The following is a 23,322-nucleotide window of genomic DNA, read 5'->3' as shown; positions in this document are numbered from 1 at the left end:
TGCGCCGCGTCATTATCGATAAAAAGATGTATGACCCGGATCACGAGTGCTATCATCCGCCCCTGTGCTTAGCGCATTAACCCCAGGGGCAAACAATGAACCACGATATCCCACTGAAATATTTTGATATTGCCGATGAGTACGCGACCGAATGCGTCAAACCTGTCTCAGACTCTGAACGCACAGCGCTGGCCCACTACTTCCAGTTACTGCTCACCCGATTAATGAATAATGAAGAGATCAGCGAAGAAGCCCAGCATGAAATGGCTACTGAAGCGGGGATTCATCCCTCTCGCATTGATGAGATCGCAGAGTTTTTGAATCAATGGGGTAATGAGTAATCGTTTAATTGCGGATGCTCAGTCAGTATTGTAAGCCAGATAAACCGTTCATCATCACGCCGCATCCGGCTAAAAATGAGACACACGTTGTCGACAATATGAGCCAGTTCTAATTGGTTTCTTACGATCCGTACCGTACTGTGTCCCGCTAAATTATTCTGTGAGTTATAGTTATAAAGAAATCATGGGTACGAATGTTGAACAATCGGCGACGCCACCTGTGCAACGACCAATCACACGGTCTTCGTAGATACCCCTGAACACAAACGGTAATGGCAAATGTCATTAAATATTAGTAAGATAGCTTCTTTACATAAAATTTCTTAATATTATGCGCCAGGTATTATCGTCTCTTTTGGTGATTGCTGGACTTGTGAGTAGTCAGGCAATAGCAGCACCTGAGCCCACCCCGCATGCTGATATCCGCGACAGCGGTTTTGTCTATTGCGTTAGTGGACAGGTCAACACCTTTAACCCATCCAAAGCGAGCAGTGGGTTAATTGTCGATACCCTTGCCGCCCAATTCTATGATCGGCTATTGGATGTCGATCCCTACACTTATCGTCTGATGCCGGAGCTTGCCGAAAGCTGGGAAGTGCTCGACAACGGCGCAACCTATCGCTTCCACTTACGTCGCGATGTACCGTTTCAACAAACCGCATGGTTTACCCCCAGCCGCAAAATGAATGCCGATGATGTGGTATTTACCTTCCAGCGGATTTTTGATCGCAATAACCCGTGGCATAACGTCAACGGCAGTAACTTCCCCTATTTCGACAGCCTGCAATTTGCCGATAACGTAAAAAGCGTGCGCAAGCTGGATAACTATACCGTTGAGTTTCGTCTGGCACAGCCGGACGCTTCCTTTTTGTGGCATCTGGCAACCCATTATGCGTCGGTGATGTCCGCGGAATACGCCGGAAAGCTGGAAAAAGAAGATCGCCAGGAGCTGCTCGACCGCCAGCCAGTCGGCACCGGACCGTATAAACTGTCGGAAAATCGCGCCGGGCAATATATTCGCTTACAACGTCATGATGAGTTCTGGCGAGGCAAACCGTTGATGCCCCAGGTGGTGGTGGATTTAGGTTCTGGCGGTACCGGACGTTTGTCGAAATTATTAACCGGCGAATGTGACGTACTGGCATGGCCAGCCGCCAGCCAGTTATCTATTTTGCGCGACGACCCACGCCTGCGTTTAACGCTACGCCCGGGAATGAACATCGCCTATCTGGCTTTTAATACCGCCAAACCGCCGTTGAATAACCCGGCAGTACGCCACGCGCTGGCATTGTCGATCAATAATCAACGTTTGATGCAATCTATCTATTACGGTACGGCTGAAACTGCGGCCTCCATTTTGCCGCGCGCCTCATGGGCTTATGATAATGAGGCTAAGATTACCGAATACAATCCGGCAAAATCGCGCGAACAACTGAAAGCGTTAGGGCTGGAAAACTTAACGCTAAAACTGTGGGTGCCAACACGCTCGCAGGCGTGGAACCCCAGTCCGCTGAAGACCGCCGAACTGATTCAGGCGGATATGGCGCAAGTCGGCGTAAAAGTAGTAATTGTGCCAGTAGAAGGCCGTTTTCAGGAGGCGCGATTAATGGATATGAGTCATGATCTGACATTATCCGGTTGGGCGACGGACAGTAATGACCCGGACAGCTTCTTCCGTCCATTACTTAGCTGCGCGGCAATCCACTCACAGACCAACCTTGCTCACTGGTGCGATCCGAAATTCGACAGCGTGTTGCGTAAGGCGCTTTCCTCACAGCAACTGGCGGCACGTATAGAAGCTTATGATGAAGCGCAAAACATTCTGGCGCAGGAACTGCCTGTTTTGCCATTAGCCTCGTCATTACGCTTACAGGCCTACCGTTACGATATCAAAGGTCTGGTACTTAGCCCGTTCGGTAACGCCTCCTTCGCAGGGGTATATCGAGAGAAACAGAATGAGGTGAAAAAACCATGATTATCTTCACCTTACGTCGTATTTTATTATTGATCGTGACTTTATTCTTACTGACCTTTGTCGGTTTCAGTTTGAGTTATTTCACGCCACATGCGCCGCTACAGGGCGCTTCCTTGTGGAATGCCTGGATATTCTGGTTTAACGGTTTGATTCACTGGGATTTCGGTGTTTCCAGCATTAATGGTCAGTCTATTGCCGAACAGCTAAAAGAGGTTTTTCCGGCGACAATGGAACTGTGCATTCTCGCTTTTGGGTTTGCACTGATTGTTGGGATCCCGGTAGGGATGATTGCAGGGATTATGCGGCATAAGTGGCAGGATAACTTGATCAACGCCATCGCCCTGCTGGGTTTTTCAATTCCGGTTTTCTGGCTGGCGCTGCTGTTGACGCTGTTTTGCTCCCTTACGCTGGGCTGGCTGCCGGTTTCAGGTCGCTTCGACCTGCTTTATGAAGTGAAACCTGTCACCGGTTTTGCGCTGATTGATGCATGGCTTTCACACTCCCCGTGGCGTGATGAAATGATTATGAGCGCATTTCGCCATATGGTGCTGCCGGTGATAACTCTGTCGGTAGCGCCAACCACCGAAGTGATCCGCCTGATGCGTATCAGCACTATCGAAGTGTATGACCAGAACTATGTTAAAGCGGCGGCAACTCGCGGTTTGTCACGTTTTACCATTCTACGTCGCCATGTACTGCATAACGCGTTGCCGCCCGTCATCCCCCGTCTGGGGCTTCAGTTTTCCACCATGCTGACCCTGGCGATGATCACCGAAATGGTCTTTAGCTGGCCCGGTCTGGGGCGCTGGTTAATTAACGCTATTCGCCAGCAGGATTACGCGGCAATTTCCGCCGGTGTAATGGTGTGTGGTTCGCTGGTTATTATTGTTAACGTTATTTCTGATATTTTAGGGGCTATGGCTAATCCTCTGAAACATAAGGAGTGGTATGCCTTACGCTAACTCACGCATAAACAGAAATCATTAGCTAAATGAGACAATCTGATTTTTATACACATATCAATCAGATTGTAAAAACCCCGCCCTTCTCCGGGCGGGGCCATTAATAATCAACTATTACTCTTGAGGCTTAATCTTTTCTCAACCATAAAATCTATAAAAGCGCGGACTTTAGAAGGCATCCTCACTCGCGAAGAGACATAAATATAAAACCCAGGAAATGAAACGGACCAGTCCTGAAGAATCGGCTGTAATTTACCCGCATCGATTTGTTCAGCTATTGCAAAATCGAGATGCTGAATGATGCCTGCCCCATTAATAGCCATCCGAATCATGCTTTCATCATCATTAGCAATATACCTACCTGATGCCTCAATTTCGAACTTTTCATTATTTCCGCTAATATAAGAAAACTCCCACGGTGAGAGTGCGCCACTCGTTTTATGCCGTAATCGAAGGCAATTATGGTTACTCAATTCGTAAGGCGTTTCAGGAATACCGTATTTCCTTAAATAATCTGGAGATGCTACGGTAATCAGTTTAATAAGAGGAGAGACAGGAACGGCTGTCATATGTTCATCCAGCCCCTGTCCAGGACGAATCCCCGCATCACAGCCCTCAGCAATAATGTTAGACAAGCCATCATCCATAATGAGTTCTATTTTAGTTTTTGGATAACGAGTAAGAAACTCGCAGATATGAGGCTCAACAAGCATCCTTGCTGCAACACGGGAAGAGTTTATTCTTAGTAGACCTGTTGGTTCAAGTTGGGTATCACCGACATCTTTCAGAGCATCATCAATCTGCCCAAAAGCCGACACCAGCACGTCATACAAACGCTGTCCCTCCTCGGTAAGCGACATATTACGCGTCGTGCGGTAAATCAGTTTTGTGTTCAGACGTTCCTCAAGAGATTTTAAATTCTGGGACAACGCGGCCCGTGTGATCCCCATTTCAGAAGCAGCTCTGGAGAAACTCCCGGCCCGAACAATCAGTGCGAACCAGGCGAGAGAAGGCAGAATTGAAGGTTCTATTTTCATTCATTGTAAACCTTAGCTTAACACTGTGATAGATATTAGACCATTGATGATAACCAATACAAGCCATACTATTATGCCGTTCGCGATATAAGCACGAATGCCTGTTGTAGAAAATAGCAACGATATTTAAACCTGTTTAGGCAAATCCCCGGAGCTTGAAATGAAAACTGTTTCAATAAAACACACCTACTGGGATATAGCGGCTGATATCTATTTCCCTGATGATTTCGATAGCGAAAAAAAATATCCCGCAATAATCAGCGCTCATCCAATTGGAAGCTGCAAGGAACAGACATCAGGTAGCGTCTATGGTGCCGCATTAGCAAAAGCGGGCTTTATCGTAATTGCTTTCGACGCCAGTTTTCAGGGAAGCAGTGGCGGAGAACCACGTTATCTGGAAGATCCAACAATGCGGGTAAAAGACTTCAGCATTGTCGTTGATTACCTCACAACCTTACCTTACGTTGATGCCGGGCGTATTGGCGTACTGGGTATTTGCGGTGGCGGTGGATATGCCATTAATGCCGCAATGACAGAACGTCGAATTAAAGCCATCGGTACTGTCACTGGCGCAAACTACGGGCGTCTTATGCGTGAAGGGTTTACGGCATTTAATCCTATTGGCGCGCTCGAAACAATGGCGCAGCAAAGAACAGATGAAGCTAACGGCGCTAAACTTCGCGTAGATGATTTACTCCCCTCCTCTCCGAATGCTGCGCTTGAAGCGGGATTAACGGAAATAGATCTTTTTGAAGCCACAGAATATTATCGTTCACCACGAGGCTGTGCACCGAATGGGGTAAATCGTTCGCTATTTTCTCACCAGACTGTTGCCGTTGGATGGGATGCATTCCATCTTGCAGAAGTGCTATTAACTCAACCCTTGATGGTTGTTGTGGGAGATAGAGTGGGCGCTTTTGGTGCATATCGCGACGGCTGTGAAATTATTGGTCGGGCAGCGTCAAAACATAAAGAGCTGGTTGTTGTTGAAGGTTATTCACATTACGACCTGTATGATAAGCCAGAACCCGTAAAACAAGCACTTGATAAATTAATTCCTTTTTATAAAACACATTTGTAAGAATACTACAGGGAGATTGATTATCTCCCTGATTTTCAATCCACTGCTATAAGATGCAAAAACACTGACATTAGAACCAGCAGCTAAATTTCTCACTGACACTCGATGTATTATCAAAATAAAACGATACAAAGATAACGTTAATCATATCAAATAAACACATCAAAAAATCAGGTAAGCATCTCTGAGGTATTGTTATGACAAATAAATATTCATCACTGTTTTCACCTTTTATGCTGACAGATAAAATCAAGTTACGTAATCGTATCGTTATGGCGCCGATGACGACCTGGTCAGCTAATCCTGATGGAACTATATCTCAGCAAGAACTGGAATTTTATAAACGTCGCTCACAAAATATTGGTCTGGTAATAACAGGATGTACCTATGTCACTCCAGGCGGTATTGGATTTACTAATGAATTTGCCGCATATGATGATCGTTTCATGAAAAGTCTTGAAGAACTGGCGACAGCGGCAAAAAGTGGTGGAGCTCCGGCTATCCTACAGATTTTTCATGCCGGTAATAAAGCTATTCCAGAGCTTGTACCGAATAATGATGTCATTAGTGCCAGTGCATCAAACATCAAGTCTGGTGACTTTATGAAGAAAGAAGTCCAAAGCAGGGAAATGACTGAAAACGAGATTCTGGAAACTATCAGGGCATTCGGAGACGTCACAAAAAGGGCTATTAAAGCAGGCTTTGATGGCGTTGAGCTTCATGGCGCACATGGGTTTCTGCTTCAGAATTTCTTTTCTCCTCTATTTAACCAGCGTACTGACCGTTGGGGCGGAGATCTCGAAGGGCGTATGCGTTTCCCTCTGGCTGTGTTACAGGAAGTAAAAAATACTGTATACGAATATGCGACAAAACCCTTTGCCATAGGATACAGAATATCTCCTGAAGAATCCGCAAAAGGTGGTCTGCGGATTGAGGATACTTATAAACTACTGGATCGATTAATCTCGTCGAGTATTTCGTATATACATACCTCACTGGTCAGTGTTAACGAAAGCCGCCCTATTGAGTCACCAAACGGGCCACGAATAATTGAGCTGATTTTAGATCACATCGCAGGAAGAGTACCAGTGATCGCAGCGGGTAAAATACGTACGCCGAATCAGGCTCAGGAAGCAATTTCCGTTGGTCTGCCGCTTGTTGCGATCGGTAAGGGGCTGGTCATTAACCCGGAATGGGTTACTTTAGCTGAAACAGGGAGAAGTCATGAAATTAAAACAGCACTTAATCCAAAGCAGGTTCCTGAATTAACAATCCCGGATAAATTATGGGATGAAATTCAGGCCTCCAGGGGAACTGGCTGGTTTCCATTAAGTGATTAAATATCTATTCTCTCTGACATCAGGAATATTCGCTACGGACACAGTTCAGAGCTGGATATTTTAGCAAGTAGTTAACTTAACCATTACTATCAACGATACCAATCGATTGGTAGTGAACTGTGCAATTTAACACAGAAGCCACCGGAGTTGTTCAGACTCCGGTGGTATGATTATGCTGGAACGCTTTAAAAAAATCGGCACTATCGCATAGTCTTAATGAAATTATTTTATTCTTTGGCCGCTTTTCTTAGTTCTCTTGGGGTTATTTTAAAACGGTTATGAAACCTTTCAGTAAAACGTGAAGGACATTTATAACCATTTTCTCTGGCTATCTCACTAATTGGTTTCAACGTGGTTTGTATAGTAGACAGAGCATTATTTAATCTCACATCGTCCAGTATACTTTGAAAACTTACGCCCTCGTTTGCCAGACGACGATGTAATGTGGATACAGAAATATAGAGATGTCGCGCAACTTTGTCTGCGGTCCATTTTGCGCCTGGATCAGATACAAGCAAGTTATAGCAACGGTTAATTAATGGTTGTTTACTATCTGATAAAAATAAATAGTTAACATTATTTACGCCTAATGAAAGGAGAACACCCATTGCTAAGTGTTCCTGAAGTTGAGTTGAAAAACCTCGGGAAACAGATGTTCTTAGCTGCTCCCAGCAATAGATCAACTCGGGATTCTGAGGTATACAGAGTCCGGTTGTGTGACGCGCCAGAGGGGTTACCGCGTAAATATTTCGGAATCTTTCCATCAGGTCTATGGGAAAGTAAAGCATTTCTGCAAGATAAAGACCGGCTTCTGGATAATTCGCAATATAAAATTCGTATCCGCTGGGGAATAATACCATTTGATTATTATCAACAGTTAAACTATGTGTTTCCCAATTGATGATTTTCGTCCCCTGACGGATACGACATAAAGCTGGCATAATGGGCTTAACTCTATGAATTTCGTGACGTTTATGCATCCGTATTTCTTCAATTTTCAGGTTAGCCCTACCTTTTGCCAGCATACTTTTACCTTACTTTATCTCATAAACAGGAGTTATTTCAGCGGTTGCTATTTTATTCGCGTTAAGCATATAGCCAACTAATGCTCCACTGGAATGAGAATCAACAGGAATTTTATCCGTTTTAAGCGCCCAGACTTTAAACTGATAATGGTGTGGCTTATCTCCTGCAGGAGGACATGCCCCACCGAATCCCGCATAACCAAAATCATTTCGCCCCTGAACAGCCCCGGCGGGAAGTTTTGTACCATCACGCCGCCCGGCATCAACAGGCAAAGATGTTACTGTTGCTGGAATATTGGCTACGGTCCAGTGCCACCATCCGCTACCAGTCGGTGCATCTGGATCATAAACCGTCACAGCAAAACTTTTCGTTCCCTGAGGCGCACCAGACCAGCTTAATGAAGGTGATATATTCTCTCCCTCACAACCAAATCCCGAAAATACATGTGCCTTTGAAAGCGACTCTCCATTTTTGATTTCGCTACTTGTGACCTGAAATGGTGCCGCCTGCGCCGAGAATGTTATTAATGCCAAGACACTTGAAACGATAAGTTTTTTCATAAAAACCTCTTTGTTATGACCTATCGTTATTTTATTGGATATTGCTTTGGCTCTTTATGCAGAAAGGCGCAACGTTAATGCAAAAACAATCATGATTGCGAAATGATATGTTTCATGAGCCATTATATGCATAGATTACATTGATTTTATCTAAAAAAACCGGCGATACTTTTAGTTGCTCAAACGAATGTCTACCACGTTAAGCTTAAAAAATTGCCCACATAAAAATGCGGGCAAGCTTTTTACTCGATGAAGTGAAATTATATTTTATTTAATGTGTCGCACTTCGTGACAACAAGTTAATGACCAACACTCCGGCACAAATCAACATCATACCTATAATGGCAGGAAGATCTAATCGTTGACCGAAAATCCCCCAGGACAGTAAGCTAATCAGAACGATACCAACACCTGACCAGATAGCATAAGCAATTCCCGTTGGAATATAAGCCAGTGTCTGCGCTAATAACCAAAATGATGCACAATAACAAATGATTGTACCTACAGAAGGCCATAACCGTGTAAAGCCTTCTGAAAACTTCATCAAGGTTGTTCCAATAACCTCTGCAAGTATTGCACCGCCAAGATAAATATAAGGGTTCATAGCATATTCTTTTCCTGATAATTCCGAAGCGTATTCTACTACAAATTGGCCTAAATTCACCGGGGTTATCCCGGTGTCATCATTGCCGTTTTTTATATACCGCCTGCGCACAGTTCACAGGGCTTCCCCTCCAGAGCTGGAGGCTTGTCGTTGTACTGTTTCGACATGTATTTGCTGAAATAAGAATAGGCGAATACAGGAGTCAAAACAAAGGGCGCCCAATCAACTTCTCAAGATAATCTTGCCACACAGAAAGCCAGTACTTTTGGTCATCAAGATAATCGTGAAGGTTGTAACGCGCCATAACACCTGACATATGATGTCCTAGCAACTTTCCGATCACATGTGGTGGAGCCCCCAGTTCAGAAAGTCGGGTTGCAACCGTTCTTCTCAGATCATGAAGCGACCAGGTTTTCATCCCTGTTTTGGCAACTATCTGAGCGGACAATAAAGCAATATTGGGCTGCTGTGGCGGCCTGTCATCTTCTGGCCCCTTATAGCGTGACAGTGTAACAACATGCTTTGACACGGATGTTGCTTTTATTGATTCCATCATCCTTACCGCAGCAACAGGCAGTGCTCGCCTTACTGATTTCCCGGTTTTGTAATCGCTTGCTGGAATAGTCCATGTCCCCTCGTTGAAATCGAACCACTCCCACTTTGCAGTTCTTATCTCTGCACTTCGGCATCCTGTCATCAGCAAAAATTTAACGATCATCATTTGCCTGTGCGCCAATTCAGGCAGCGTAGACCAGACTATTTTGATTTCCTCATCGCTTAATATTCTGTCCTTAGATGCAGCAGTAAGACCAACATCCGAGCGCCTTAAGGTCTCAACTGGATTTGTATTAATCACTCCCCTGTTTGAGCAAAACCGAAACGTCCGCTGCATTAACCCCAGCATCTGGCCTGTAACTACCCTTCTTCCCATAGAGTCAAACAGGCTAAGCCACTGCTCTTTCGTTGTCTGATCAACAACCTTATTTCCAAGAACTGGCGCGATATGGTTATTAAAATCCCTCCGGTTAACCTTTACCTTTCTTAATCCTTCGGGAATGCAATAGTTCTTTTCCCAATAATCAAATGCTTCGCTCACTGTGAGTGCTTCGGCTTTTTTCTGCTTTTCCAGAGCAACCTGACATCGCGGATCAAGTCCTTCAGTTAACCATGCTCTGAATTGCTGCCTGCGTTTGCGTGCGTGAGATAACGATACGGTCGGGTAATTCCCGATTGCCAATTGAGCGGCTTTACCGTTCCATCGGTAACGGTAAAAGAATGTTATACTGCCGGAAGTAGACAGCCGAACGTTCAGGCCCATAGCGTCAGAAACGACTTCAATTTTGTCTCGCTTTTTGCCTAGTGCTTTTCTTAATTTTGTATCGGTAAGCAATGTGTACACTCCACGAGCCAGCGTATACACATTAGTGTACACATTTTGCTTAAATTGATACTATAAAATCGAAGCAAACTAAACAAAATCAGAATAAAAACGACGATAAACGTATTGATATTCAAGGAAAAAAAAGGGAACCAAAGCATGGTTAATAATATTAAAGTGAGTCCATATGCCTTACGATAGCGTATACAGCGAGAAACGTCCGCCAGGTACGCTACGTACCGCCTGGCGCAAATTCTACAGTGATGCCTCTGCGATGGTCGGCTTGTACGGTTGCGCGGGGCTGACTGTGCTGTGTATTTTTGGCGGCTGGTTTGCGCCTTATGGCATCGATCAGCAGTTTCTCGGTTATCAGCTACTGCCGCCATCATGGTCGCGTTATGGCGAAGTTTCTTTCTTCCTCGGTACGGACGATCTCGGGCGCGACGTGTTAAGTCGATTATTGAGCGGTGCTGCGCCCACCGTTGGCGGCGCATTTGTCGTGACATTTTCCGCGACGATCTGCGGTCTGGTGCTCGGCACCTTCGCCGGTGCGACACATGGCCTACGTTCAGCCGTTCTTAACCATATTTTGGATACTTTGCTGGCGATTCCTTCGTTGCTACTGGCGATTATTGTCGTAGCATTTGCCGGGCCAAGTTTGTCACACGCCATGTTTGCCGTCTGGCTGGCGCTGCTGCCGCGTATGGTGCGTTCAATCTATAGCATGGTGCATGACGAGCTGGAAAAGGAGTACGTTATTGCCGCCCGGCTGGATGGCGCAACAACGCTGAATATTCTCTGGTTTGCCGTATTACCTAATATCACCGCCGGACTGGTCACCGAAATTACCCGTGCTCTATCGATGGCGATCCTCGATATCGCCGCGCTCGGTTTTCTCGATCTCGGCGCACAACTGCCCTCACCGGAATGGGGAGCAATGCTCGGCGATGCGCTGGAACTGATTTATGTCGCCCCGTGGACCGTCATGCTGCCTGGTGCGGCAATCATGATCAGCGTATTGCTGGTGAATCTGCTGGGTGATGGCGTACGTCGCGCGATTATTGCGGGGGTGGAATAATGCCATTACTGGATATTCGCAACCTGACCATTGAATTCAAAACCGGTGATGAGTGGGTAAAAGCCGTTGACCGCGTCAGCATGACCTTAAACGAAGGTGAAATCCGTGGTCTGGTTGGTGAATCAGGATCGGGTAAAAGCCTGATTGCGAAAGCGATTTGCGGCGTTAATAAAGATAACTGGCGCGTCACCGCTGATCGCATGCGTTTTGATGATATCGATTTACTGCGCCTCTCCGCACGAGAACGGCGCAAGCTGGTTGGGCACAACGTGTCGATGATTTTTCAGGAACCGCAATCGTGTCTCGATCCGTCAGAGCGCGTTGGTCGCCAGTTGATGCAAAACATCCCTGCCTGGACCTATAAAGGCCGTTGGTGGCAGCGTTTCGGCTGGCGCAAACGCCGCGCCATTGAGTTGCTGCACCGCGTGGGGATTAAAGATCATAAAGATGCGATGCGCAGCTTTCCTTACGAGTTGACCGAAGGTGAATGCCAGAAAGTGATGATTGCTATTGCACTGGCGAATCAACCGCGTCTGCTGATTGCTGACGAACCGACAAACTCGATGGAGCCAACAACGCAGGCGCAAATTTTCCGCCTGTTAACGCGGCTGAATCAAAACAGCAATACCACCATTTTGCTTATCAGCCATGACTTACAAATGCTTAGCCAGTGGGCGGATAAAATTAACGTGCTTTATTGTGGTCAGACGGTGGAAAGCGCGCCAAGTAAGGATTTAGTCACGATGCCACATCATCCTTATACTCAGGCGCTGATCCGCGCGATACCTGATTTCGGCAGTGCGATGCCGCATAAAAGCCGCCTCAATACGCTACCTGGTGCAATCCCACTTCTGGAGCAATTACCAATTGGGTGCCGTCTTGGTCCTCGCTGTCCGTATGCGCAACGTGAATGTATTGTGACGCCGCGTTTGACGGGCGTAAAAAATCATCTCTATGCCTGTCATTTCCCGCTGAACATGGAGAAAGAGTGAGATGATCGAAACGTTGCTCGAAGTACGTAATTTAAGCAAAACGTTCCGCTACCGGACCGGGTGGTTTCGTCGTCAAACGGTGGAAGCGGTAAAACCCTTGAGTTTTACATTGCGTGAACGCCAGACACTGGCGATCATCGGCGAAAATGGTTCCGGTAAGTCAACACTGGCAAAGATGCTGGCGGGAATGGTTGAACCTACCAGCGGCGAGTTATTGATTGACGATCATCCGCTGCATTTTGGCGATTATTCTTTCCGCAGTCAGCGTATTCGCATGATTTTCCAGGATCCGTCCACTTCGTTGAACCCGCGTCAGCGTATCTCGCAAATCCTGGATTTTCCTCTGCGTTTAAACACCGATCTGGAGCCGGAACAACGACGGAAACAGATAATTGAAACGATGCGTATGGTTGGGCTACTGCCTGATCACGTTAGCTATTACCCGCATATGTTAGCACCGGGTCAAAAACAGCGTCTGGGGCTGGCGCGCGCGCTAATATTGCGACCAAAAGTGATCATCGCCGATGAAGCCCTCGCCTCGCTGGATATGTCGATGCGTTCGCAGTTAATTAATCTGATGCTGGAGTTACAAGAGAAACAAGGCATCTCTTATATCTATGTGACTCAACATATCGGAATGATGAAGCACATCAGCGACCAGGTTCTGGTGATGCACCAGGGCGAGGTCGTCGAGCGTGGGAGTACCGCGGATGTGCTGGCCTCACCGCTGCATGAGCTTACCAGGCGGCTAATTTCCGGGCATTTTGGCGAAGCGTTGACGGCAGATGCCTGGCGCAAGGATCGCTGATCTCTTAAACAGCATTCTGACAGGGAGATAATCTCTGTCAGAATGAACAACTCGTTAATCTTCCACCTTCTGATTACCCGTTCCGATGAGCGCAACCAGGAGTGCCAGCGTATAACACACCGTAATCGCCAAACTCATTTTTAACAGCGTTTCCCCACCTAATCCCGACAACGGCGCGGCTATACCGCCGAAAACAAACATGCTCATCCCCATTAGCGCAGACGCCATTCCAGATTCTTGTGTTCTTACAGCACTCATTGCCTCTGCCCCACTAACGGTGCCAATGCCGCTACAAAATGCGATGGTGAAAAACAATGCCGCCAGTGCCGGGATGGGCAGTTGCCGCCATGCACATAAGAATGTGAGCAATGCACACAAAATTGCCGCAATCAGGCCAACTCGCAACAATTTCATCGCATTAAATCGTCGGGCCAGACGTGAAAAAATCCAGGAAGCGATGATAAGTCCAATGCCGTTAAGGCCAAATACCAGGCTAAATTGCATTGGACTAAAGCCAAATTCTTTCTGCAACACGAAAGACGAAGAGCCGATATAAGCAAACAACCCTGCCAACATAAAACTTTGAATCAGACAAAAGCGCATAAAACGGCGATTCTGTAACACACTTCGCCCGGTTAATAGCAATGATGAGCCCCTGTTATTTTCCGGTAAGGTCTCATGAATAAATAACAGACACCCCAACAAGAGTACGGTACCAATCTCAGCCATAACCCAGAATAAAATGCGCCAGTCAAAGGTGCTGACGATATAACCGCCCAACACTGGCGATAACACAGGCGCCAGTCCATTCACCGTCATCAACAACGCGAAAAATTGGGTCAGCGTTACGCCCTGATATTTGTCACGAGCAATGGAACGAGAAAGCACCGAACCACCTGCCCCCGCAATCCCCTGCATAAAACGCCAAACCACCAGCCAGTAAATATTGTTGGTTGTCGCACACAAAACGGAGGAGACAATAAACAATAGCAACGACAAGATTAACGGGCGCTTGCGCCCGATTTTGTCGCTCAAAGGGCCGAACAGCAGTTGCCCGACACCAAGGCCAATCAGTGACGCGGTCAGCGTTAATTGCGTTATGGTCGTGGTCGCCGCCAGTTGTTTCGACATCTCAGGCAACGCAGGCAAGTAAAGGTCGGTACACATTGGGCCAATCCCGGCTAAAAGACCGAGAATTAATGCCCATGAAAGAGAGACTCTGCTCATACTGCTCCTTACTTGAGTGATGACATACCGCCGCCCAGCGACTGCCAGAGCGTGATTCGGTTTGTAAAATCAGTGAGTTGCAACGCCAGTAATTCCTGCTGTGCGCTCCACAAGTTGCGCTGGGCCGTCAACACAGTCAGATAATCGCCAACGCCGGCCTGATAACGACGCAGGCCAATATCGACCGTTTGTTGTTCGGCGTTGACATACTGGCGCTGGGCATCCCGTTGTTCTTCCAGTGTTGTCCGGCGGGCCAACGCATCGGCGACATCCTTGAAGGCGCTCTGGACTGTTTTTTCATAAGTGGCAATGAGTCCGCGCTTTTGCGCTTCCGCGTAGCGAAGTTGCGCCAGATTACTGCCCCCAGTGAACAGCGGTAATGTCACCGAGGGCGCAAACGACCAGACCTGCATTCCGTGGCTGAACAGCGATGACAATGCATCACTGCCAACGCCGGCACTGGCAGTCAGCGAAATCGTCGGGAAGAAGTTTGCCCGCGCTGCGCCAATATCAGCATTGGCGCTCTTCAGGTTATGTTCCGCTTCCTGGATATCCGGGCGACGCAGCAGAACGTCAGATGACACTCCCGCAGGAACCAGGCTTATCATCTGTTCCGGCAGGCTTTCCAGTGTTCCCGGTAGCAGATTTTCCGCAAGCGTGGTTCCGGCGAGTAAGTTCAGGGCGTTTTTATCCTGCATCACTTGTGTCTGATAACTGGCAACGCTGGCGCGCGCCTGCTGATAAACACTCATCGCCTCACTGACATCCGTCGCTGCCGCAGTGCCAACCTGCTGCTGGCGCTGGATAATTTTCAGCGAGTGCTCTGCACTGGCCATCGTATCTTTTGCCAGCGCCAGATTGCTGTTATCGGCAGCCAGCGTCAGCCAGGCGGTGCTGATTTCGGCAATCAGCGTTAAGCGGGTGTTCTGCGCCGTAAATTCGCTGGCAAGCCAGGTTTCCCGTGCTGCCCGCGACAAACTCTGATTGCGACCAAACAGGTCCAGCTCAAAACTGGAGACAGAACCGTCCGCTTCAGCACTGGTAGCGGTTCCGCTCGTCAGCGTACGGTTGCGGGTCGAACTTAAAGCCGCATTCACCGTCGGGAATAACGACGCATTGGTTTGCCCATATAGCGCCCGCGCAGAATCAATATCCGCAATCGCTTTTTGCACATCGCGGTTACTGTTCAGTGCAATAGTCACCACCTGCTGCAATCGGGGATCGTGGATCACTTGCTGCCACTCATGACTGATTGCTTTCCCCTGGCTCTGTGTTCCCGGCAGCGTCACCGGGATTGGGGATTCAGGTGTACTGTAGTGAGGATCGAGCGACACACATCCCGCACTCAACAGCACCAGAAAAATAAGAGAACGACGCAACATAACTTACTCCTGACGGCGCGGTTTACCGGCAAACAAACGTTTCACCAGTACAAAAAAGAGAGGGACAAAAAAGATTGCCAGTAGCGTGGCGGTCAACGTACCGCCAATAATGCCGGTACCAATGGCGATGCGGCTGTTCGCGCCCGCGCCGGTAGCCATTGCAAGTGGCATTACCCCGGCAATAAACGCCAGTGAGGTCATGATGATTGGACGCAGACGTGTCTGCGCCGCGCGTAATGCCGCCCGGCTCAGGGAATAGCCCTCAGCAACCGCCGCTTCAGCAAACTCTACAATCAGAATGGCGTTTTTCGACGACAAACCGATAGTGGTTAATAGCGCCACCTGGAAGTAAACGTCGTTGTTTAAATCGCGCATCCAGGCCGCCAGCGCCGCGCCGAGAAGCCCCAGCGGGATCACCAGAATGACCGAGAACGGGACTGACCAGCTTTCGTACAGTGCGGCAAGGCAGAGGAAAACCACCAGAATAGACACCGCATACAGACTCATCGCCTGTCCGCTGGCGAGTTTCTCCTGCAATGACAAACCACTCCAGGCCCAGCTTGTTCCTGCCGGAAGGTTGTTCGCCAGGGCTTCCATTTTTGCCATCGCATCGCCAGAACTAAAACCGCTCGCGTTTTCCCCCTGAATTTCATAAGCCGCAGAACCGTTGTAGCGCACCAGTTTTTCCGGGCCATAGATCCAACGCGTAGTGGCAAAAGCAGAGAACGGCGTCATGGCGTTATCGCTACCACGCACAAACCATTTCCCTAAATCTGACGGCGCGGAACGAAATTCACTGTCGCCCTGAAGGTAGACTTTCTTGACACGACCACGATCAATAAAGTCATTCACATAAGTCCCCCCCCACGCGCTGGCCAGCGTGTTGGTGATATCGCTTAAGCTCAACCCCAGCGACACGGCCTTATTGTTATCAATATCTACCTGCAATTGCGGCATTTGCGGCAGGTCATTGGCGCGCACAGAAATCAATTCAGAGCTTTGATTCGCCTGTTCAATTAACTGATTACGCATTTTAAGCAAGGTTTCACGGTCAGTAGCGCCACTTGCCATTAATTCAAACGTAAAGCCGTTGCTTTGCCCCAGTCCATCAACGGCTGGCGGCGTCATCGCAAATACCGTGGCATCACGGATTGTGCCCAGCTCTTTGGTTGCCCGTAAGGCGATGGCTTGCGCAGTATTTTCTGCCCCTTTACGTTGTGACCAGTTTTTCAACGAAACAAACGCCATCCCGGTGTTCTGTCCGCTGCCGCTAAAACTAAAACCATCAACGGTAAAAATAACATCGGTATTTGCTTTCTCGTTTACCAGGAACCAGTCAACGATCTGGCGATTGACTTCTGCAGTACGCGCTGCGGTTGCCCCGGCAGGCAGCGTGTACTGCACCATGATTTCGCCCTGGTCTTCAGTGGGTAAGAAACTGCCCGGCAGTTTCCACATCATCAGGGCCATTCCGCCGCCCAACACAACATAAACGCCTATCGTTCGGGCAGCACGCTGCAGAACATAAAGCACGCCATGTTGATAGCGTACTTCTGTACGACGGTAGAAACGGTTAAATGCACCAAAGAAGCCTTTTTTATGCGGTGGAACATGCTGGAGAACAGAACCGCACAGCGCTGGCGTTAAGGTCAATGCCACCACCACGGAAAGCAGCATTGCGGAGATGATGGTGATGGAGAACTGACGATAAATTACGCCCGTAGATCCCCCAAAGAAGGCCATCGGCAGGAATACGGCTGACAACACCAGCGCAATGGCAACCAGTGCGCCAGAGATCTCGCCCATGGATTTTTCCGTGGCTTCACGCGCGGGCAACCCTTCGTCACGCATAATGCGTTCGACGTTCTCCACCACCACAATGGCATCGTCCACCAACAAGCCGATCGCCAGCACCATTGCAAACAACGTCAGGGTATTAATCGAATAGCCAAACAACGCAAGAACGCCGAATGTGCCCAGCAAAACGACGGGCACCGCTAACGCCGGAATCAGTGTGGCACGCAGGTTTTGCAGGAATAAATACATCACGCAAACCACCAATACGATGGCTTCAAACAGCGTCTGAATCACATCCTCTACTGAAATTTTAATGAATTCCGTGCTGTCTTTCGGGTATGCGATGTCATATCCCTGTGGCATATTTCGCTGGAATTCTGCGATCTTATCCTTGACCAACGTCGCCGTATTCAGCGCATTCGCACCAGGCGACAGCATCACCGCCACCCCGGCCGACGGATGACCGTTCAGTTTGCCAATGGCATTATAGTCTTCACTGCCCATCTCTACGCGAGCCACATCCCTGATGCGAACAACCGCGCCGTCTGACTGACTTTTTACGATAATATTTTTGAACTGATCCACGGTCTGCAAACGAGACTGCGCACGCACCGTTGCCGTCAGTTGCTGGGTATTTGGCGAAGGCAATGCACCGATTTTCCCGGCTGTCACCTGCACGTTTTGCGCTTCAATGGCGCTTTGTACGTCTGATGGCATCAGCGAGTAAGACGCTAGTTTGGCCGGATCAAGCCAGATGCGCATAGCATATTCTGCGCCAAAAACTTGCAGACTCCCGACCCCTTCAACGCGCGCCAGCGGATCCTGAACATTACTGACCAGCCAGTCGGCAATATCTGAACTGGTCGCTTTGTCAGTGGTGTCATAAACGGCAGCAATCAGCAGAAAGTTGCTTTGTGATTTCTCCACCGTGACGCCTGTTTGCTGGACCTCACTCGGTAGGCGCGACTCTGCCTGCTGAATTTTATTTTGTACCTGAACCTGTGCAGTATCGGGATCGGTACCTTGTTCAAAGGTCACATTAATGCTGACCGAACCATCAGAACTACTGGTTGAACTGAAATAGAGCAAATTATCCAGCCCGGTGAGCTGTTGCTCAATAACCTGCGTTACACTGTTTTCCAGCGTTTCGGCGGAGGCTCCGGTATAGGTAGCAGAAATTCTAATGGTCGGCGGCGCAACGTCAGGATATTGCGCGACGGGTAATGTACGAATCGCCAGAATACCCGCCAGCATAATCAAAATGGCGATAACCCAGGCAAAGACCGGGCGGCGGACAAAAAAGCGCGAAAACATCAGGCGTTGCCTCCATCAGCCTGAACTTCAACAGCCTTGACGGTCTGCCCTGAAGTGACTTTGGCGGAACCTTCAACAATCAATCGGTCGCCGTTGTGCAGGCCGTTTAGCACCAGCCATTTATCACCATACGTTTCTCCCGTTTCGAGCATTCGCTGCTCTACTTTATTGTCTTTATTCACCACCAGCGCAGTAGCATTGCCTTTAGCATCGCGCGTAACGCCCTGTTGAGGCGCAAGAATAGCGTCTTCCATCACGCCTTCATCGACTCGGGCGCGAACAAACATGCCGGGTAACAACTGCTGTTGTGGATTAGGAAAAATCGCCCGTAATGTCACCGAACCGGTAGATTCATCCACAGCCACCTCGGTGAGCTCCAGGCGCCCTTTTTCGCTGTAGGTTGTGCCATCTTCCAGAATAAGTGAGACGCTCAGGGTGTCGCTGTTGGTCGCCAGCGACTGTTTGCGCAGACGCAATAAATCGACACTGGCGCGAGTGAGGTCAACATACATTGTATCCAGACCCCGAATAGTCGTTAACGCCGTATCCTGCGACGCGGTCACCAGTGCGCCAGGGGTTACCGACGAAATGCCAATACGCCCCGAAATCGGTGCGGTTACCGTAGTCCAGTCAAGATTAATGCGCGCCGTTTCCAGCGCGGCTTTTTTCGCCTCTACACTGGCTTTATCTTGTGCACAGACAGACTGAGCATCATCAGCATCCTGTTGTGACACACCGTTCTCTTTCACCAGCCTGGCATAGCGCTGCGCTTTCTGGCAATCGGCTTTTACCAGTGCTTGTGCCTGTTGTAATGCCGCGCGAGCTTCATTCCATGCCGCACGATAACTGGCTGAATCAATCTGATAGAGCGGTTGTCCAGCCTTAACCAAATCGCCCTCATTAAACAGGCGTTTCTGGATAATTCCCCCAACCTGCGGACGTACTTCGGCGCTGAGTGCGGCACTGGTACGCCCGGTTAATTCACTGATCACTGAAATCGGCTGTGGTTTGAGCGTCACAACCCCCACTTCTGTTTCCGCCACAGATGTATTGTTGCTTTGCGTATTATCACAACCCGATAAGAGCAGCACTGCCACTACAGTTGTTGCTATATACTTCATTATTTTCTCCAGGGTGAATAATACCCTCCCCATAAAAATGAATGAGGAATTTTCAGGTATATTCAGATATGACGAATCTACATCACGAAATAAATTCCGTAATGAAGTCAGGGGATTAATATCCCCCATTATCGGTTAATTCTGTTCTTATTTGTTTATCAACATACTAATAATACCCTGATATATTTCCTGCAAATGTTGAGGATCGCTTTTTTGCGGCGTCAAGCGACGATAAACCGTACCTTCCATCATGGTGGCAAGCACCTCCACACAGCAACCAATGTGTTCATCGCTAAGATGGGGATGCATTCTTTTCATGTGAGCACAGCCATTAGCGAACATTCTGGCATCCGCCTCTTCGAGCATTGCCATCACCCGCGGGTTACGTGTTGCCTCTGCGGCCACTTCCAGCATTAAGGCGTCATCGTCTTCGTTTAAGGATTTCCGCCAGGCAAGGACTTCCGGGAAGTGATCGGTACGTGCGTCAATATCCATCTGGGCAATACGAAAGTCGATGATACGGCGGACCATCTCTTCAATGATGGCATCTTTATTAGCGAAGTAACGGTAAATCTGCCCAACGCTAAGCTGAGCTTCGCTGGCAATTTGCGACATACTGGCGGCATGAAAACCATAGCGACGAAAGCACCGACGGGCGGCGTTGATGATTTCATCCTGACGCTGTTTATGACGTATCTCCAGCTTACTGGTCATCTTTATCTCCTGGCCTTTTATCTGATGAGAATGATCGTTCTCATTTTTAGCTAATTATACGTTTCTCCAAAGCAATGGAAAGTATTTTTATCTTATTCATGGCGCATATTCTGATAATGAAGAGATTATGGAGATTCTGTGAAGATGGTTGACAATATTAAATTCATGTCTGTTCGTGAGAAAAAATTAATAGCGACCTGTTGTCGCCAGATAATTAATCACCTTGACGCAACAAATTCCGGGACAGATAAAACTGTTTAGTTTGCCGGATGTCATATATATACATTGCTGAATAGTTCTTCAGATTTCATGGGATATTTCCACAATCTGACCATGCTGGCACCAAAGTCAGATAAAGCAAAATGTTCTGTAGCGCGACTTCTTCTCCTGTACTGAAAGAGCAACTATAGCCACCTACAGCCAGGTTGATTATAATAACCGTTTATCTGTTCGTACTGTTTACTAAAACGACGAATCGCCTGATTTTCAGGCACGACAAGCATCAACAATAAGGATTAAAGCTATGGGTTTTCTTTCCGGTAAGCGCATTCTGATAACCGGTGTTGCCAGCAAACTGTCCATCGCCTACGGTATCGCTCAGGCGATGCACCGCGAAGGAGCGGAACTGGCATTCACCTACCAGAACGATAAACTGAAAGGCCGCGTAGAAGAATTTGCCGCTCAACTGGGTTCTGACATCGTTCTGCAGTGCGATGTTGCCGAAGATGCCAGCATTGACACCATGTTCGCTGAGTTGGGTAAAGTTTGGCCGAAATTTGACGGTTTTGTACACTCCATTGGTTTTGCGCCGGGCGATCAGCTTGATGGCGACTATGTAAACGCCGTTACCCGTGAAGGCTTTAAAATTGCCCACGACATCAGCTCTTACAGCTTCGTTGCGATGGCAAAAGCTTGCCGTTCCATGCTGAATCCGGGGTCTGCCCTGCTGACCCTGTCCTACCTGGGCGCTGAACGCGCTATCCCGAACTACAACGTGATGGGCCTGGCGAAAGCGTCTCTGGAAGCAAACGTGCGTTATATGGCTAATGCAATGGGCCCGGAAGGCGTGCGTGTTAACGCTATTTCTGCTGGTCCTATCCGTACTCTGGCCGCTTCCGGCATCAAAGACTTCCGTAAAATGCTGGCGCATTGCGAAGCGGTTACGCCGATTCGTCGTACCGTTACCATTGAAGATGTGGGTAACTCCGCCGCATTCCTGTGCTCCGATCTCTCTGCAGGTATCTCCGGCGAAGTGGTTCACGTTGACGGCGGTTTCAGCATCGCGGCAATGAACGAACTGGAACTGAAATAATCGTTCTTTTCGTCTCTTCGGGCGGCGCTCTGTCGCCCGTTTTCTCTGTTATACCTTTCTGATCTTTGTTATCGCCGATCAATCTTTCTCCCCTGCCCGCCTTGCGTCAGGATAACGATTTCCGTTATGACCAAGGAACGCCCATGGAACAGCGCCGCAGTTCAGGCAAAAGCCACTGGTATCACGAAACCCAATCCAGCACTCTGGAATACGACGTTCAGCCGCTGGTGCCAGGCGCGGCAAAAGTAAGCGATCCTTTTCTGCTCGACGTGATCCTCGAGGAAGAAACGTTAATTCCCTTTCATTCATGGCTGACGCCCGCACGTGCTCTTGCGGTGAAGTTGTTTCCTGACCAACTTGCAGTGACTCACCCACAAACTTTTACCGCCTATGAACGCCTGTCGACCGCTCTGACAGTTGCCCAGGTCTGCGGCGTCCAGCGATTGTGCAGCTACTATTCCGCGCGGCTGACGCCGATTCCGGGGCCAGACTCCTCAAGAGAAAGCAATCGCCGACTGGCGCAAATTACACAATATGCCCGTCAGTTAGCTGGTTCTCCATCCATTATTGATGAACGTTCTCGCCAGCATCTTAACGATGTCGGGCTGACAGCATGGGACTGTGTGTCCATTAATCAGATTATTGGTTTTATCGGTTTTCAGGCGCGGGCAATTGCTACTTTTCAGGCCAGCCTCGGGGAAACCGTTCGTCGGTTACCCGGTCTGGAGCTACAAAACTACGCCGACGCGTCACTTTTTGCTGACGTATCAACTCGCTGGCGTACCTGCTACAAAATAGAGGACGCATCTGAAGTGCGAGAGATACAGACGACAACAGAACTTCATCGACTGGCCGAAACACTGAATCTCCAACCTGCTTCACTTTCTCTGTTAGGAAAGCTACTCTCCAGCACGTTGGCCAACGAAAAGTCTGGCCACCAGCTTGCCGCGTTATTAAGTGCACGAATTAATGGCAGCGTCGATTGTTTTAACACTATTGCCTATTCAGCTGTTGAATATAAAGAAGCTATCGCCGTCCTGCGTAAGAGCGAAAACGAAATTAACCAGTGGACTGACCGCCATCCTGTTGAGCGCACCGCCATTCAGGCGATACAATGGCTGACCCGAGCACCCGATCGCTTTAGCGCCGCCCAGTTCAGCCTATTACTCGAACAAAAAACGTCATCAACGCAGGTTATTAATCTGCTGGTATGGAGCGGGCTTTGTGGCTGGATAAATCGCTTAAAAATCGCGTTGGGTGAGACAGATTAACC

20 protein-coding genes are annotated in these 23,322 nt (G+C 48.4%); 10 read left to right on the top strand and 10 right to left on the bottom strand.

Annotated features, from left to right (window positions below):
• The first annotated feature begins 95 nt into the window (after positions 1-95).
• The 3 genes from PS053_RS02095 (at position 96) to sapB (ending at position 3,278) form a co-directional block, all read left to right on the top strand.
• A complete protein-coding gene (locus PS053_RS02095) occupies positions 96-341 on the top strand; it encodes a YmjA family protein (RefSeq protein ID WP_054410430.1) in 246 nt (81 codons plus the stop codon).
• 331 nt (positions 342-672) lie between these two features.
• Positions 673-2,316, top strand: coding sequence for an ABC transporter substrate-binding protein SapA (gene sapA / locus PS053_RS02090; RefSeq protein ID WP_025237073.1), 1,644 nt, complete (start codon positions 673-675; stop codon positions 2,314-2,316).
• Positions 2,313-3,278 carry a putrescine export ABC transporter permease SapB gene (gene sapB, locus PS053_RS02085; RefSeq protein WP_000583259.1) on the top strand — a complete coding sequence of 322 codons (966 nt, stop codon included), beginning with the start codon at positions 2,313-2,315 and terminating at the stop codon, positions 3,276-3,278. Before sapA ends, sapB begins: the two co-directional genes overlap by 4 nt.
• A 107-nt stretch (positions 3,279-3,385) precedes the next feature.
• Here sapB and PS053_RS02080 read toward each other — a convergent pair whose 3' ends face one another.
• The gene (locus tag PS053_RS02080) at positions 3,386-4,315 is read right to left on the bottom strand and encodes a LysR family transcriptional regulator (RefSeq protein WP_054410433.1); all 930 of its coding nucleotides are present in this window, start codon (positions 4,313-4,315) and stop codon (positions 3,386-3,388) included.
• Positions 4,316-4,475: 160 nt separating this feature from the next.
• On the opposite strand from PS053_RS02080, the gene PS053_RS02075 reads away from it, so the two are divergent.
• Both PS053_RS02075 and PS053_RS02070 read left to right on the top strand, forming a co-directional pair.
• Positions 4,476-5,396 (top strand): alpha/beta hydrolase, encoded by a 921-nt coding sequence (locus PS053_RS02075; protein ID WP_000860019.1) that lies wholly within the window; start codon positions 4,476-4,478, stop codon positions 5,394-5,396.
• Between the two features lie 197 nt (positions 5,397-5,593).
• Entirely contained in the window at positions 5,594-6,736 is a 1,143-nt protein-coding gene (locus tag PS053_RS02070; protein WP_256879147.1) for an NADH-dependent flavin oxidoreductase, read from the top strand.
• A 227-nt stretch (positions 6,737-6,963) separates the two neighbouring features.
• Here PS053_RS02070 and PS053_RS02065 read toward each other — a convergent pair whose 3' ends face one another.
• From PS053_RS02065 to PS053_RS02050, 4 genes are all read right to left on the bottom strand, one after another.
• Entirely contained in the window at positions 6,964-7,761 is a 798-nt protein-coding gene (locus PS053_RS02065) for an AraC family transcriptional regulator (RefSeq protein WP_025237076.1), read from the bottom strand.
• 9 nt (positions 7,762-7,770) lie between these two features.
• Positions 7,771-8,322, bottom strand: coding sequence for a kinase inhibitor (locus tag PS053_RS02060; protein WP_000734034.1), 552 nt, complete (start codon positions 8,320-8,322; stop codon positions 7,771-7,773).
• 271 nt (positions 8,323-8,593) lie between these two features.
• On the bottom strand, positions 8,594-8,926 hold the full coding sequence (gene emrE / locus PS053_RS02055; protein ID WP_001070449.1) for a multidrug efflux SMR transporter EmrE: 333 nt from the start codon (positions 8,924-8,926) through the stop codon (positions 8,594-8,596).
• Positions 8,927-9,128: 202 nt separating this feature from the next.
• Positions 9,129-10,316 carry a tyrosine-type recombinase/integrase gene (locus PS053_RS02050; RefSeq protein ID WP_059214817.1) on the bottom strand — a complete coding sequence of 396 codons (1,188 nt, stop codon included), beginning with the start codon at positions 10,314-10,316 and terminating at the stop codon, positions 9,129-9,131.
• A gap of 175 nt (positions 10,317-10,491) precedes the next feature.
• On the opposite strand from PS053_RS02050, the gene sapC reads away from it, so the two are divergent.
• Genes sapC through sapF form a run of 3 tightly spaced genes read left to right on the top strand, consistent with a single transcriptional unit; the run spans position 10,492 to position 13,182 of the window.
• Positions 10,492-11,382 carry a peptide ABC transporter permease SapC gene (gene sapC, locus PS053_RS02045; protein ID WP_098402040.1) on the top strand — a complete coding sequence of 297 codons (891 nt, stop codon included), beginning with the start codon at positions 10,492-10,494 and terminating at the stop codon, positions 11,380-11,382.
• Positions 11,382-12,374 carry a peptide ABC transporter ATP-binding protein SapD gene (gene sapD, locus PS053_RS02040; RefSeq protein WP_001128851.1) on the top strand — a complete coding sequence of 331 codons (993 nt, stop codon included), beginning with the start codon at positions 11,382-11,384 and terminating at the stop codon, positions 12,372-12,374. Before sapC ends, sapD begins: the two co-directional genes overlap by 1 nt.
• 1 nt (position 12,375) lies before the next feature.
• The gene (gene sapF / locus PS053_RS02035) at positions 12,376-13,182 is read left to right on the top strand and encodes a peptide ABC transporter ATP-binding protein SapF (protein ID WP_000573416.1); all 807 of its coding nucleotides are present in this window, start codon (positions 12,376-12,378) and stop codon (positions 13,180-13,182) included.
• A gap of 54 nt (positions 13,183-13,236) precedes the next feature.
• Here sapF and PS053_RS02030 read toward each other — a convergent pair whose 3' ends face one another.
• From PS053_RS02030 to PS053_RS02010, 5 genes are all read right to left on the bottom strand, one after another.
• On the bottom strand, positions 13,237-14,409 hold the full coding sequence (locus PS053_RS02030) for a multidrug effflux MFS transporter (RefSeq protein ID WP_059228670.1): 1,173 nt from the start codon (positions 14,407-14,409) through the stop codon (positions 13,237-13,239).
• An 8-nt stretch (positions 14,410-14,417) separates the two neighbouring features.
• Complete coding sequence (locus tag PS053_RS02025) at positions 14,418-15,791, bottom strand: efflux transporter outer membrane subunit (protein WP_059269993.1); 1,374 nt, start codon at positions 15,789-15,791, stop codon at positions 14,418-14,420.
• A gap of 3 nt (positions 15,792-15,794) precedes the next feature.
• Positions 15,795-18,902: an efflux RND transporter permease subunit gene (locus PS053_RS02020; RefSeq protein ID WP_256879148.1), complete on the bottom strand. Its 3,108-nt coding sequence runs from the start codon at positions 18,900-18,902 to the stop codon at positions 15,795-15,797.
• A complete protein-coding gene (locus PS053_RS02015) occupies positions 18,902-20,023 on the bottom strand; it encodes an efflux RND transporter periplasmic adaptor subunit (RefSeq protein WP_256879149.1) in 1,122 nt (373 codons plus the stop codon). Before PS053_RS02015 ends, PS053_RS02020 begins: the two co-directional genes overlap by 1 nt.
• Before the next feature lie 147 nt (positions 20,024-20,170).
• Positions 20,171-20,737: a TetR/AcrR family transcriptional regulator gene (locus PS053_RS02010; protein ID WP_025237084.1), complete on the bottom strand. Its 567-nt coding sequence runs from the start codon at positions 20,735-20,737 to the stop codon at positions 20,171-20,173.
• A 523-nt stretch (positions 20,738-21,260) separates the two neighbouring features.
• On the opposite strand from PS053_RS02010, the gene fabI reads away from it, so the two are divergent.
• Positions 21,261-22,049: an enoyl-ACP reductase FabI gene (gene fabI / locus PS053_RS02005; protein WP_000506483.1), complete on the top strand. Its 789-nt coding sequence runs from the start codon at positions 21,261-21,263 to the stop codon at positions 22,047-22,049.
• Positions 22,050-22,192: 143 nt separating this feature from the next.
• The gene (locus PS053_RS02000) at positions 22,193-23,320 is read left to right on the top strand and encodes a CMD domain-containing protein (protein ID WP_256921761.1); all 1,128 of its coding nucleotides are present in this window, start codon (positions 22,193-22,195) and stop codon (positions 23,318-23,320) included.
• The last annotated feature ends 2 nt before the right edge of the window (positions 23,321-23,322 follow it).

Origin of the sequence: Escherichia albertii (assembly GCF_028622335.1) — a bacterium.
Classification (GTDB): Bacteria; Pseudomonadota; Gammaproteobacteria; order Enterobacterales; family Enterobacteriaceae; genus Escherichia; species Escherichia albertii.
Note: the sequence above shows the minus strand (reverse complement) of the source record. Positions and strands in the feature narration are given on the sequence as shown.

What these genes read in the sequence shown, in the direction of transcription:
- PS053_RS02095 (WP_054410430.1), top strand. Translation starts at nt 96, where the DNA reads ATGAACCACGATATCCCACTGAAATATTTTGATATTGCCGATGAGTAC.
- sapA (WP_025237073.1), top strand. Translation starts at nt 673, where the DNA reads ATGCGCCAGGTATTATCGTCTCTTTTGGTGATTGCTGGACTTGTGAGT.
- sapB (WP_000583259.1), top strand. Translation starts at nt 2,313, where the DNA reads ATGATTATCTTCACCTTACGTCGTATTTTATTATTGATCGTGACTTTA.
- PS053_RS02080 (WP_054410433.1), bottom strand. Translation starts at nt 4,315, where the DNA reads ATGAAAATAGAACCTTCAATTCTGCCTTCTCTCGCCTGGTTCGCACTG.
- PS053_RS02075 (WP_000860019.1), top strand. Translation starts at nt 4,476, where the DNA reads ATGAAAACTGTTTCAATAAAACACACCTACTGGGATATAGCGGCTGAT.
- PS053_RS02070 (WP_256879147.1), top strand. Translation starts at nt 5,594, where the DNA reads ATGACAAATAAATATTCATCACTGTTTTCACCTTTTATGCTGACAGAT.
- PS053_RS02065 (WP_025237076.1), bottom strand. Translation starts at nt 7,761, where the DNA reads ATGCTGGCAAAAGGTAGGGCTAACCTGAAAATTGAAGAAATACGGATG.
- PS053_RS02060 (WP_000734034.1), bottom strand. Translation starts at nt 8,322, where the DNA reads ATGAAAAAACTTATCGTTTCAAGTGTCTTGGCATTAATAACATTCTCG.
- emrE (WP_001070449.1), bottom strand. Translation starts at nt 8,926, where the DNA reads ATGAACCCTTATATTTATCTTGGCGGTGCAATACTTGCAGAGGTTATT.
- sapC (WP_098402040.1), top strand. Translation starts at nt 10,492, where the DNA reads ATGCCTTACGATAGCGTATACAGCGAGAAACGTCCGCCAGGTACGCTA.
- sapD (WP_001128851.1), top strand. Translation starts at nt 11,382, where the DNA reads ATGCCATTACTGGATATTCGCAACCTGACCATTGAATTCAAAACCGGT.
- sapF (WP_000573416.1), top strand. Translation starts at nt 12,376, where the DNA reads ATGATCGAAACGTTGCTCGAAGTACGTAATTTAAGCAAAACGTTCCGC.
- PS053_RS02030 (WP_059228670.1), bottom strand. Translation starts at nt 14,409, where the DNA reads ATGAGCAGAGTCTCTCTTTCATGGGCATTAATTCTCGGTCTTTTAGCC.
- PS053_RS02025 (WP_059269993.1), bottom strand. Translation starts at nt 15,791, where the DNA reads ATGTTGCGTCGTTCTCTTATTTTTCTGGTGCTGTTGAGTGCGGGATGT.
- PS053_RS02020 (WP_256879148.1), bottom strand. Translation starts at nt 18,902, where the DNA reads ATGTTTTCGCGCTTTTTTGTCCGCCGCCCGGTCTTTGCCTGGGTTATC.
- PS053_RS02015 (WP_256879149.1), bottom strand. Translation starts at nt 20,023, where the DNA reads ATGAAGTATATAGCAACAACTGTAGTGGCAGTGCTGCTCTTATCGGGT.
- PS053_RS02010 (WP_025237084.1), bottom strand. Translation starts at nt 20,737, where the DNA reads ATGACCAGTAAGCTGGAGATACGTCATAAACAGCGTCAGGATGAAATC.
- fabI (WP_000506483.1), top strand. Translation starts at nt 21,261, where the DNA reads ATGGGTTTTCTTTCCGGTAAGCGCATTCTGATAACCGGTGTTGCCAGC.
- PS053_RS02000 (WP_256921761.1), top strand. Translation starts at nt 22,193, where the DNA reads ATGGAACAGCGCCGCAGTTCAGGCAAAAGCCACTGGTATCACGAAACC.